Genomic DNA, 12,758 nt, shown 5'->3' on the forward strand with positions numbered 1-12,758 from the left:
TGATAATAAAATAGTGAATAAGGCCAAATATATAAACTTTCTGTTTCTACTTGTTTTGATTTCCTCATGTTCTTTGACTAAAGGGTTAAAAGAAAATGAATACGTTCTCTATAGAGTAAAATTAGAAGGTGTAGAGAAAAGCGATAAAAATGCACTTTCAGGTTTAGTAAGGCAAAATCCGAATACAAGAATTCCAGTTTTTAATACCTCGATTGGAGTAGCCATTTATAGATTTGGTGAATGGACTTTTGATAGTACAAAGCATATCAATAGACGAGAAAAATTACTGCAGGAAAGACAGGTTCTAATAGATAGACAAAAAGCTGAAGAAGAACTTTCTAGAAGAGAGGTAAAGCGATATACAAAGATCAACAATCAATTGGCTTCTTTGGAGAAAAAGCTTGAATTCGGAAATTTCTTTATGAGAACGGGTAATCCTCTTGTGGTCTATGACAGTATTCAAACGGCAGATTCCCAAAGGCAAATGAATTTTTATTTGGCCAACAATGGTTTTTTTGATGCTTATGTAGAATTTGATGTTAAGAAAAGAGGAAAAAAAGCTGAGGTAACTTATCAAATCACAGAGAAAGAGCCATATATCATTGATTCTGTTTATTCCAGATCAGATGACGAAAACATTTACTTGTTGTTGGATAAAAACAAAAACCTCACAGAAATTAAATCTAAATCCCGTTATGAGCAATCTCAAATTTCTAGAGAACGACAAAGGGTTGAGGATTTCTTGAAATCAAATGGTTATTATACATTTTCTAAATCTTATATAGAATACAATGTCTATAAGGACACATTGGAAAAAACGGTAGTAGTCGAACAAATCATTAGGAAACCTGAGTATGATGATTTCCATAGAGTATATACCTTGGATTCCATTTTCTTTTCAATTGATGCACCGTCCGATTTGGTTTTTGATGAGGAAAGTAAGGTGACATACAATGATATTAATTTTACGATATACAGAGATAGATATTCTGAAAAGATTATTTCTTCTAGGATTTTCTTGGAGAAGGGAGCATTGTACAATAAAACTGACGTACTGGAAACACAACGGCAGCTCGCAAACTTGGATCTATTTAGATTTGTAAATATTTCTTTTGATACTTTAGGGACTGTGCTAAGACCGAGGATATTTACACAACCAAACCAAAAATATCTAATCACCAATCAACTTGGAGCAAGTATTACAGAGCAAGTTCCTGGACCATTTTTAAGTCATTCTTTAAGAAATAGGAATCTGTTTAGGGGAGCTGAGATCTTTGAGTTCAACTTTCGTGCTGGCTTGGAAGGCGTGGTATCCGCAACTGGTGAAGGTGGGGTATTTAGGTCTCGAGAACTCAATACTTCTGCATCAATTATTTTCCCTCAATTTCTAGTCCCATTCAATAAATATTCTTTGGAAAGATTTGGTCGCTACAATCCTAGAACAAGGACTTTGATTGGGTACAATTATGTAGATCGACCAGAATACACTAGAGAGAGTGTTAACGGAATTTTGGCTTACAATTGGAATACTAGAAACCTGAGACAGCAATTCTCTTTTAGTTTACTAGATGCTAATTTCATCAGATCAAATTTAAGTAATGATTTTAGGGAAATACTTGAAGGGCTTCAAAATCAAGGAAATAACCTGATCAATTCCTTTCTACCATCCTATGTAAGTAGTATTTCCGGTCAAGTGATTGTGAACTTTAACCAATATGGAGCATTCCAAAAAAATAGGGCTTCTTTGTGGCGAATTTTTGTAGAAAGTGGTGGGACAACCTTGAATTTTGTCAACAGAGATTTTGTGGAAAATAGAAGCTTAGCCTATTTTCAGTTTCTGAAATTTCAATCTGATTTCAGAAGGTACATTCCGATTTCTGCAAAACAAACAATTGCATATAGATTAAATTTAGGACTAGCTAAGCCCTACGGGATAAGCAATGGAATATTACCTTATGAAAAGTATTTTTTCGCTGGTGGAAGCACAGGGATTAGAGCTTGGCAACCTAGAAGGTTGGGGCCTGGATCATACACCCCTCCTACTAACGAAGATGGTTCTTTTGATTATAGGTTTGAGCAGCCTGGAGATATTCTTTTTGAAGGGATGTTTGAGTGGAGAAGTAAAATCTACGGGTATTTTGATGGAGCGTTTTTTGTTGACTTTGGAAATAGCTGGACTTTCCAAGACGATCCCACTCGCCCTGGTGCTGATTTTAAATTTGATAGATTTTATAAAGAATTGGCTGTTGGTACAGGCCTTGGATTGAGAATGGACTTTGACTTTCTTGTATTGAGATTAGATATGGGGGTCAAAGCAGTAGATCCTGCGCGTCCTGAAGGGCAAAGATTTATATTGGGCAATTTCTTCAACAGCTTTCTTGGAGAGCGCGGTCAGACAGTGTTCAATATTGGTATTGGATATCCTTTCTAATGGTTCTCTACTTTACCTACATGTACGAGTGCATCACCTGCATTTACTACAGGGTTGTTGTTCAATCCTACTACAAATCCATTAGTGGTACACTTGACAGGAACTTTGGTTTTTCCATAAGGATCGGAGATTTTAGCCAAAATCTGTCCTTTTTTGACTGCATCGCCCAATTTTACAGTAGATGTGAAAATCCCAGAGATTTTTGCCCTCATCCATGAGCTTTCTGAAATCATAATTGTCTCTTTTGGCTTTACATCAGCATCTATCATACCAAGGTAAACCAATAGCCTTTTTGTTCCTGCTACAGCTTCTTCTACAGCATAGTCATCTAAGCGCATAGATTCACCTCCTTCATATACCATAATATGTTTACGCTTTTTATAAGCTTCCTTTCTAAATGACTTATCGATATGTGGAGAATTCAAAATAAAATGCGTTCCAAAAGCTTTTGCTAGTTCCAATACTTTCTTATCCCTATAGTCAACCCTTACTTGAGGGAAATTAGACAGCATACGTCCACCTGTATGGAAATCAATTCCATAATCGATAATTGGAATAATGTCATTAGTCAAAATAAAAGCGATTTGGGAAGCCAAAGACCCTTTTTTACTTCCTGGAAAACTTCTGTTGAGATCTCTTCCATCAGGAAAGGTCCTTGAATTACTCAAAAACCCATAAACATTCACCAAAGGAATAAAAATAATAGTGCCTTTGGTCGGTGCTATCAAATCTTCCTCTAGCATTCTTTTTACTGCCACTATGCCATTGATTTCATCTCCATGAACCCCTCCAGAAATCAAGACTACTGGTCCATCTTCCTTGGCTCTTTTGATGAAAATAGGCAAATCAATCAAAGTATGAGTAGGAAGTCTTGCGATTGCTATTTCTATGTTCAAAGTCTGTCCTGGCCTTATCCTTACTCCATTGATTACCATTTCTTTCATAAAAACTATCTATTTAGAATCGTGAATTATAATTTTGAATTTCCTATTTACTCAAAATCTTGCTTACTTCGCAAGTAGAATTTCAAAACATGAAGATACAAGAAAACATTTCTTTAAAACCATATAATACCTTTGGCATTGACAAAAAAGCCAAATTTTTTACTCAAATATCTTCAGAAAATGAAGTTATTGAAGCTTTGAAGTATGCTAATAGCCAAAATACACCTTTGATTATCTTAGGTGGAGGAAGTAATATTCTATTGACAGATGATATACATGCATTGGTCTTAAAAATAGAAATCAAAGGGATAAAGTTGATCCAAGAATCTGATGAAGAGGTATATATAGAAGTTGGAGCAGGTGAAAATTGGCACGAGTTCGTCTTGCATTGTATCCAAAAAAATTGGGCTGGAGTAGAAAATTTATCATTGATACCTGGAACTGTAGGTGCTTCACCAATGCAGAATATTGGTGCTTATGGAATAGAAATCAAAGAGGTTTTTGAAGGCTTGTATGCCATAAATAGAGAAACGCTTGATCGTGAATACTTTAGCTGGAAGGATTGTAAATTTGGCTATAGAGAGAGTGTTTTTAAAAATACGCTAAAAGGAAAGTATGTTATTACCAACGTTGTGTTCAAATTAAAAAAGCAACCTACATTTCACACGGAATATGGTGCGATTTCGCAAACTTTGGAGGAAATGAACATCAAAGACCTGAGTATTCAGGCAATTTCAGATGCTGTTATCAAAATTAGACAAAGCAAACTTCCAGATCCCAAAGTGATTGGAAATGCGGGAAGTTTTTTCAAAAACCCTACTATTTCAATTCCTCAATTCGAACGACTGAAAATTGAAAACCCTGCTATTCCTGGATATCCAAATGAAGAAGGAATCAAAGTTCCTGCTGCTTGGCTAATAGAACAAGCGGGTTGGAAAGGCTATACTCAGGGGAATATCGGTGTTCATAAACTTCAACCATTGGTTCTTGTGAACTATGGCGGAGGCGATGGAAGAGAAATAGCTGAGCTTAGCAAAAAAATCCAAGATTCTGTGAAACAGAAATTCAATGTGGATCTACATGCAGAAGTGAATTTTCTTTAGATTAAGGGATCATCTACAATAAATACCTTCTGGTATTTTTCCACTTGAACCCCAAATTTTCTCAGGAACTCCACTCCTTCATCAAAAGGCAAACCTTTGTATTCTGCATAAGAATACATATAAATCACCCTTTCTATCCCCATTGAGAAGATAATTCTCGCACATGCCAAACATGGCGCTAAAGTCACGTATAATGTAGAACCTTCTACAGAAGTATTGTTTTTGACTGCATACAAAATAGCATTTTGCTCTGCATGAAGTGCTAATGTGCAACTTCCTTTACTATCTCTTGCGCAACCTTCTATAGGGAACTCCTCGTCACAATTGTGAGTACCTGATGGTGGGCCATTATAACCAATTGAAATGATCCTTGTGTCTTTTGCCAATACAGCTCCAACGTGTTTTTTGATACAGTGAGATCTTTTGGCAAGATTCACTGCCAATTCCATAAAAATATCATCAAAGTTCGGTCGTATCATAATTCTTTGTTCCTATATCGCTGCAGCAGGATTATCGCTTCTTTCAAAGGACAAAGAAAATAAAACAAAACCGCATTGCTGTATGCATTTTGAAGATATTTTTTCAAAATTAAGGTTTAAGCATTTTTTCTTCTTCTTTTCATTCGAAAGTAATATTTGTACTTTTGCCTGAAATCAAAATCAAAAATGGAAAAAGAAAATCTTACGGACGACCAAATGATTGTGAGAGATTATTTAGCCAGGCAAAGAACTACCCTAGCAAATGACAGAACCCTCCTTTCATATATTCGAACATCTTTGTACTTTTTGGTCAGTGGTACTGCATTGATGGAAGTGAAGGTTTTGAGTCATGTAAGTGACCTAGGCTATCTAGCTTTTGCTTTGAGCGTTTTGCTAGTTGTAATTGGTTTTATCAATTATTTCAAAGTAAAAAGAAGGCTGAAGAAAGGAAATTACATCAGAATGTAAATTGATAGTCAATTTATCTAAAATCAATTTTAAATTACTCTTTAAAGCTTTTCACATTGGAATTTGTACAGGAAGAAGGTTATGCTTTAATTGCTTTCGCAGTAATTATTTTTGGGTTGTTGGCAATTGATCTTTATGTTTTCAATCGTGAAGCACATAAAGTAAGTACCAAAGAAGCCCTCAATTGGTCTATCGTCTGGATAGGTTTAGGTTTATTATTTGGAGGTTATATTTATTGGGAATTTGGCCTGGAAAAATCCTCACAATATTACTCTGCTTTTCTAATAGAAAAAGCATTGAGTGTTGACAATCTTTTTGTTTTTATCTTGGTTTTTAAGTTTTTCAAAGTTCCGGAAAAGTATCAGCACAAAGTACTTTTTTATGGAATATTGGGTGCAATAATCATGAGAGGAATCTTCATTTTCTTTGGAGTTACTTTAATAGAAATGACTTTCATTCCAAGATTTCAAATATCTGATATTGAGTTAAATATAAATGTAATAATGACTGCATTTGGAATATTCCTAATCTATGCGGGCATCAAATCTTGGAAGCAAGATGAGGAGGATGAAGAATCTAAGGATTTTTCAAAATCATTGGGTACAAAATTAATTCATAAGCTCTTTAGGGTGGATCCTCAATATCATGGTTCCAATTTCTTTGTGAGAATAAATGGGAAGCGGTTTGCCACCCAATTATTGGTAGTAGTCGCAGTAATTGAATTTACAGATTTGTTGTTTGCTGTCGATTCTATTCCTGCAATTTTCGCAATTTCCAATGACCCCATAATTCTCTATACTTCAAACATTTTTGCAATATTAGGTTTAAGGGCACTTTACTTTTTACTTGCTAATAGTTTTGAGCTTTTCCATTACTTACAACATGGCCTAGCATTTATTTTGACTTTTATTGGATTCAAAATGTTACTTTCTGCAGCGTACCATATTCCATCTTATATATCACTTTCTGTGGTTTTTGGAATCTTGTTGATTAGTATTCTCGCATCATTGAAAAGGTATAGAGAACAAAAAGCGTAAAACCTTTTTTGGTAAGCTTATTGTTTATTTTTCACCAAACAAACTAAGTAAATTATATGAAAGCATTAGGAATAATTTTGATTGTAGCCGGTATAGCCATGTTTGTATTTTCAGGATTTAGCTTCAACACAGAAGAAAATATCATCGATGCAGGCCCTATTCAGGTAAATAAAGAGAAAGAGAACAATGTTAGCTGGCCAAATTATGCCGGTGGAATAAGTGTAGCTGCAGGCATTATCGTTTTGCTTGCTGGACGAAAAAAGTAAAATTTTAAGCTCAATTGTTAATGTTTTTGGTTAATTTAGTTGAGATTATAGTTGAAGTTAATCTTATAATGGGGACATTTGTCCCCATCTTTTAACCTACCTAAATATTAAGCCTTGAAATTAGCAGCTGTAGATATTGGCTCAAACGCCATAAGACTACAAATCACCAACGTCACCCACTACGAAGGAAAAGTCACCTTCAAAAAGTTAGAATATCTACGTTTTCCCTTAAGATTGGGGATGGATGTATTTCACGTTCAGAAGATTAGTGATAAGAATAGACGGAAATTTGTAAAATTGATGAAAGCTTTTAAGCTTTTGATAGATCTATATGAAGTAGATGATTATATGGTCTGCGCTACATCTGCCATGCGGGAATCATCCAACGGAAAAGAGATCGTGGAAGAAGTAAGGCAGGATATTGGATTGAAAATTCAGGTTATCGATGGCAACAGAGAGGCTGAATTAATTAACCTTGCTCTATGGTCATACATTGATGAAAAATCATATCTGCATATAGATGTAGGTGGGGGAAGTACAGAATTGAATATTTATATCAATAAAGTAAAAGTTGCATCAAAATCCTTTAAAATTGGTTCTGTAAGGGCTTTAGATGACAATATCCCTACAGCTGTTTGGAATAGCATGAATAAATTTATTCATGAAAACATTTCAAAAAAAGACAGAATAACATGTATTGGGACGGGAGGAAATATCAATAAGATATTTGAGATGTCAAAACCAAGTAAAAACAAAAGATATCTTGATGCTGACAAAATAAAAGAGATTCAAGAATATCTAGCTTCCTTTTCCTATGAAGATAGAATCAACAAGCTTAATTTAAACCCAGATAGAGCAGATGTCATTATTCCAGCAAGCAAAATATATCTTGCAGCCATGACAGCAGCAGCCTCCAAAAAAATGATCGTACCAGATGTGGGATTAAAAGATGGGTTAATGAATGTGCTATATGAAAGAAACAAAATCAAAAAACCTCAATGATGAATGGTGAAGATGGTCTAAAGTGATCAGAGTTGCAGGAATTGGAAAATCAACCAAAAAAGCTCCACTTAGAAAAGGAGAGTTTTATTAAGATTAAGTTGCCACAAAATTCAGCGATCTTATTGTTGAGAATTTTGACTTTAAGTACAATGATCACAAAGAATAAAATCTTCTAAAACTTTTATTGTATATATTTTTTAATACAGAAAGGCAGAGAAAATACAAAAATGTATGTTCTCTGCCTTTTTTGATTTTTCAAATTACTATAATTCACAATAATGCCAGAAGCTAAATTAAAAGACCGGCCCAAGCGGACAATTCTTATTTACGTCACCTCACACACGAGTTATGAGCAGATAAATTATCAGCGCGCTTCAATTGATTTAAAATCACTTTGTTTAGCTACAGCTCAAACCTTAAATTAATTTGACATTCATCACTTCATCAACATTTAAGTTGAAAAATTCTTTGTGTATGTTAAACTCATCTTCATTATCATTAGGGATTTTTGGAGCATATGATCCATCTTCTTGCATTCTATATGAATTGACATTATCCCTTAGGTTGAATGAAATTATGTTCATCAATTGCTTTTCTAGCAGTGGTGAATCTACTTTGAATAGTGATTCAAGTCTTTTATCGAAACTTCTCACCATCATATCTGCACTTCCTGCATAAGTTCTAGTTTTGCCATTGTTATGAAAATGGTAAATTCTAGAATGCTCAAGGAAATCCCCTACTATCGATAACACTTCAATGTTTTCACTTAAACCTTCCCTTCCCGGTCGCAAGCAGCAAATTCCTCTAATGATCAATTTTACAGGAACACCTGATTGGGATGCTCTGTAAAGTGCATAGATTATCTCTGAATCTTCCAAGGAATTAACTTTAATGAAAATTCCGGAAGGTAGTCCATTTCTAGCATTTTCTGACTCTTGTTCAATAAAATCTATCAGCTGATTACGCATGTCTCTAGGCGCAGTGATCAAGCTTTCATAAGACTCAGGCATGGAATGTCCTGTGATGACATTAAAGAATTCTGAAACATCATTTGCCAATATTTCATTGGTTGTCAACAATCCTATATCAGTATAGAGTCTTGCTGTGTCCTCATTGTAATTTCCAGTACCTAAATGCACATATCGGGTGATTTTGTTTTCATCCTTCTTTACAATGAGCATTAGTTTGGTGTGGGTTTTCACATTTGAGATCCCATAAATAACAAAACAGCCAGCTTTCTGAAGTTTTTTGGCCTCTCTGATGTTATTTTCTTCATCAAATCTCGCTTTTACTTCAAATAAAACTGAAACATGCTTGCCATTTTCAGCTGCTCTCAACAATGCCTTAGTGATTCTAGAATCACTTGCCAACCTGTAGATTGTCATCTTGATTGCCATGACATTATTGTCTTCAGCAGCCTTTTCTACAAGGTCTAAAATCGGGTCAATGTTATTGTACGGATGATGGAGCAAGATATCCCTATTCTTCAAAACTTGGAAGATATCTTCAGTACCTTCTTCAGGATAAGAAAGTGGGTGTACTGGAGAAGGCATCTGAGGAAGTCGGTCTTTGAATCTTCTATTTCCAATCACTTGCCAAAGTCCAGTAAAATCAAGCATGCTTCTTTTATCTACTTTGAAAATACTATCATCCTGAATATTCCAGCGCTCTTTTAGCAAGTTAATCATCCATTTGCTATAGCCTTCTTCGATTTCTATTCGCACTACCCTACCAGTCTTCCTTTCGTTGAGCTTACGCTTCACCTCTTCCAGAAAGTTGGCATCCATATCTTCACTTTCCTCAAGTGTAAAATCACCATTTCTGGTAATTCTAAATAGATTCACCGATTCAATATTCACATTTCGGAACAAAGAGATTAAGTTTTCCCTAATCACTTCTTCAATTGGAATATAAATTACAACATCTTCTCTCTCAACCTCGAAAAACCTTGGGATGTTGGCAGGAATCTGTACAAATGACAATTTTCTATTTTCTTTTTTCTCTCCCGGTGCAAGTGTCACAACTCCAAATACCAATAGTTTATTCATCAGAATTGGAAAAGTTCGATACCCGTCATACACCATTGGCGTAAGCATAGGATAAATAGCCTTTGTGAAATATGATCGGATATACTCTTGCTCGTCTGCTGTCAAGTTTTTCACATTACTCAGGATAAAGCCTGAATCAGACATGTTTGGTAAGAGATTCTTTTGAAAATGCTCCTGCTGCTTTTTGTGAAATTCCTGGCATTCGAGCATCAGTTTCATTTTGAAGGGCTCTTCTCTAAGACCTGAGTAATCAACTCGCTCTTTGTCATAATCAAGGTAGTTGTATAATGACCCTACTCTGATCATAAAAAACTCATCCAAATTAGAGGCTGTTATTGCCAAAAATTTTAATTTCTCAAAAATTGATCTGTTTTCTTTTTTAGACTGATCAAAAACTCTTTCGTTGAATTTCAACCAACTCAGATCTCTACTTACCAAGTCACTGGAGTTGATAACTCCATCAAATTTATCTTTAGCTGCTATATTCATTTTATATAAACGTATTGACCAAATCTAATTATTTTTTTTATGTTCCTTCCAAGAGTTCTCAAACTATCTTAAAGTATAATGAAAAAATAACATTAGATTCTTTACAAATAGTTTTGGAACAAAAAAAGGGAGCTTTTGGCCCCCTTCTGATTTTTTCAAGAAAAGATTAAGTATCGATTTTTGCGTATTTCGCATTTTTCTCGATAAAATCTCTCCTAGGAGGAACCTCGTCACCCATCAACATACTGAACAAATGATCTGCCTCAGCAGCTGATTCAATTGTGACCTGTTTGAGTGTTCTTGTGTTTGGATCCATGGTAGTAGTCCAAAGTTGCTCGGGGTTCATTTCTCCAAGACCTTTGTATCTCTGCAGATTGATACTATCTTCTTTGCCAGTATCACCTACCATTTCCCTTGTGATTACTTTTCTATCATCTTCATTGTAAGCATATCGCTCATCCTTACCTTTTTTCAACAAGTAAAGTGGTGGCTGGGCGATGTAGACATATCCATTTTCGATAAGGGATCTTAGATACCTAAAGAACAATGTCAAAATCAAGGTTCTAATATGAGAACCATCGATGTCAGCATCGGTCATGATGATGATTTTATGATATCTTAAGTTTGTCAAATCAAGTTCACGATCACCATTGACAGTTCCGAACTTTACTCCAAGTGCAGTAAGGATATTTTTTATTTCGTCATTGTCATAAATCTTATGCTCGTGAGCTTTTTCAACATTTAGAATTTTACCCTTCAATGGCAAAATTGCCTGAAAATCCCTGTCTCTACCTTGTTTAGCAGACCCACCTGCTGAGTCACCTTCGACAAGATATAATTCACATACTGTAGGATCTGAATTTGCACAATCTGCAAGCTTACCCGGAAGTCCACCACCTCCAAGTACATTCTTACGTTGAACCATTTCCCTTGCTTTCCTTGCAGCATGACGCGCCTGAGCTGCTAAGACTACTTTCCCAACTATAATTTTGGCTTCTTTTGGATGCTCTTCCAGCCATGTCTGAAGAACTTCAGAAACAGAACTATCTACGGCGCCGACTACATCAGAGTTACCAAGTTTGGTTTTTGTCTGACCCTCAAACTGAGGTTCTGCTACTTTGACCGAAATAACTGCGGTCAAACCTTCCCTAAAATCATCACCTGAAACTTCCAGCTTCAGCTTATCAAGCATTCCAGACTTATCTGCGTAACTTTTCAAAGTCCTAGTCAATGCCCTTCTAAATCCAGATACGTGCGACCCTCCTTCATAGGTATTGATCGTATTTACATAAGAAACTACATTTTCTGAATAAGAAGAGTTATAACTCATAGCGACCTGTACCGGCACACCATTTTTTTCAGATTCAATATAGATAGGATGTTCGATGATTTTTTCTTTGGTTTCATCCAAATACTGGACAAATTCCACCAATCCACCTTCTGAGAAAAACTCTTGGGATTTTGGATTTCCATCATCCTCAATCTCACGCATATCCTTTAGGAAAATCCTAATTCCTGCATTCAAAAAGGACATTTCCCTCAATCTGTTCGCGATTGTCTCGTACTTGTATTCAGTAATGGCAAAAATGCTTGTATCAGGCTTGAAGTGAATGATTGTACCTCTTTTGTCAGTTGTACCCACTTCCCTTACATCATACTGTGGAATACCAATAGAGTATTCTTGTTCAAAAACTTTCCCATTTCTATGGACAGTGGCTTTCATCATTGTAGATAAAGCATTCACACACGAAACACCAACACCATGCAAGCCCCCAGAAACTTTGTAAGTATCTTTGTCAAATTTACCACCTGCATGAAGTACTGTCATTACTACTTCTAGGGCAGATTTTTTTTCTTTTGGGTGGTAATCAGTAGGAATTCCCCTACCATTATCCTCTACTGTTACGGAATTATCTTCGTTTACAGTGACATGGATCGTATCGCAGTGTCCTGCAAGTGCCTCATCTATTGAATTATCTACTACTTCCCAAATCAAATGATGTAGTCCTTTAACTCCTACATCACCAATATACATCGCAGGTCTTTTTCTTACTGCTTCAAGTCCTTCTAAAACCTGAATATTCCCTGCTGAATAATCCTTATTGTTGTCTTCTATATTTTCGCTCATAATTAATTTTAAGCTCTTTCACTTAAGATGAGAAAGAGATTTTTTTACCTCTCTAACAAAGCGTAATAATACACAAAAAATCTGAGATTACATATCCCATCAAAGGGTGTATTTCCTATTACAAGTCAATTTTAATTCTTTAAAAGACTGAATCTCAAAAGGCTTTATTGGCATTTTTTACCAGTTTCATTACCAAAGAAGACTAAAACCTGGTGTACCATATTACTTCATCTTGACAAGGTTTAATGACTGTTCATTTACTTTTGTTTATTTTTTTAAAAAACATCTTAAACAAAAAATCATTTTTATCTCTTTTGATTCCAAAAATTACCCAAAATTATATTTCCTAACTTCAATCACAAC

10 protein-coding genes are annotated in these 12,758 nt (G+C 35.3%); 6 read left to right on the forward strand and 4 right to left on the reverse strand.

Translation table 11 applies throughout. The annotated features are described in order from the left end of the window. The first annotated feature begins 13 nt into the window (after nucleotides 1–13). A complete protein-coding gene (gene tamL / locus MM213_RS00480) occupies nucleotides 14–2,431 on the forward strand; it encodes a translocation and assembly module lipoprotein TamL (RefSeq protein ID WP_241409316.1) in 2,418 nt (805 codons plus the stop codon). Here the strand turns inward: tamL and MM213_RS00485 are convergent. Next, nucleotides 2,428–3,375 (reverse strand): succinylglutamate desuccinylase/aspartoacylase family protein, encoded by a 948-nt coding sequence (locus tag MM213_RS00485; protein WP_241409318.1) that lies wholly within the window; start codon nucleotides 3,373–3,375, stop codon nucleotides 2,428–2,430. The two genes, tamL and MM213_RS00485, sit on opposite strands and share 4 nt — an antisense overlap. 59 nt (nucleotides 3,376–3,434) lie before the next feature. Between MM213_RS00485 and murB the strand changes: the two genes are divergently transcribed. Continuing rightward, complete coding sequence (gene murB / locus MM213_RS00490) at nucleotides 3,435–4,478, forward strand: UDP-N-acetylmuramate dehydrogenase (protein WP_255806891.1); 1,044 nt, start codon at nucleotides 3,435–3,437, stop codon at nucleotides 4,476–4,478. Here murB and MM213_RS00495 read toward each other — a convergent pair. Beyond that, nucleotides 4,475–4,957, reverse strand: coding sequence for a deoxycytidylate deaminase (locus MM213_RS00495; RefSeq protein ID WP_241409322.1), 483 nt, complete (start codon nucleotides 4,955–4,957; stop codon nucleotides 4,475–4,477). The two genes, murB and MM213_RS00495, sit on opposite strands and share 4 nt — an antisense overlap. Nucleotides 4,958–5,143: 186 nt before the next feature. Between MM213_RS00495 and MM213_RS00500 the strand changes: the two genes are divergently transcribed. The 4 genes from MM213_RS00500 to MM213_RS00515 all read left to right on the forward strand — a co-directional run bounded on the left by MM213_RS00500 (nucleotide 5,144) and on the right by MM213_RS00515 (nucleotide 7,730). Beyond that, nucleotides 5,144–5,425: a YidH family protein gene (locus tag MM213_RS00500; RefSeq protein ID WP_241409324.1), complete on the forward strand. Its 282-nt coding sequence runs from the start codon at nucleotides 5,144–5,146 to the stop codon at nucleotides 5,423–5,425. 56 nt (nucleotides 5,426–5,481) lie between these two features. After that, on the forward strand, nucleotides 5,482–6,462 hold the full coding sequence (locus MM213_RS00505) for a TerC family protein (RefSeq protein ID WP_241409326.1): 981 nt from the start codon (nucleotides 5,482–5,484) through the stop codon (nucleotides 6,460–6,462). A 56-nt stretch (nucleotides 6,463–6,518) separates the two neighbouring features. Beyond that, on the forward strand, nucleotides 6,519–6,728 hold the full coding sequence (locus tag MM213_RS00510) for a hypothetical protein (protein ID WP_241273386.1): 210 nt from the start codon (nucleotides 6,519–6,521) through the stop codon (nucleotides 6,726–6,728). 114 nt (nucleotides 6,729–6,842) lie between these two features. Further along, a complete protein-coding gene (locus tag MM213_RS00515) occupies nucleotides 6,843–7,730 on the forward strand; it encodes a Ppx/GppA phosphatase family protein (RefSeq protein ID WP_241409327.1) in 888 nt (295 codons plus the stop codon). Between the two features lie 416 nt (nucleotides 7,731–8,146). On the opposite strand, the gene ppk1 is transcribed toward MM213_RS00515, so the two are convergent. Both ppk1 and gyrB read right to left on the reverse strand, forming a co-directional pair. Continuing rightward, a complete protein-coding gene (ppk1, locus tag MM213_RS00520; RefSeq protein ID WP_241409329.1) occupies nucleotides 8,147–10,267 on the reverse strand; it encodes a polyphosphate kinase 1 in 2,121 nt (706 codons plus the stop codon). A gap of 166 nt (nucleotides 10,268–10,433) precedes the next feature. After that, nucleotides 10,434–12,395, reverse strand: a complete 1,962-nt coding sequence (gyrB, locus tag MM213_RS00525; protein WP_241409331.1) for a DNA topoisomerase (ATP-hydrolyzing) subunit B — start codon at nucleotides 12,393–12,395, stop codon at nucleotides 10,434–10,436. Between the last annotated feature and the right edge of the window lie 363 nt (nucleotides 12,396–12,758).

Source organism: Belliella alkalica (genome assembly GCF_022549785.1).
Taxonomy (GTDB): Bacteria; Bacteroidota; Bacteroidia; order Cytophagales; family Cyclobacteriaceae; genus Belliella; species Belliella alkalica.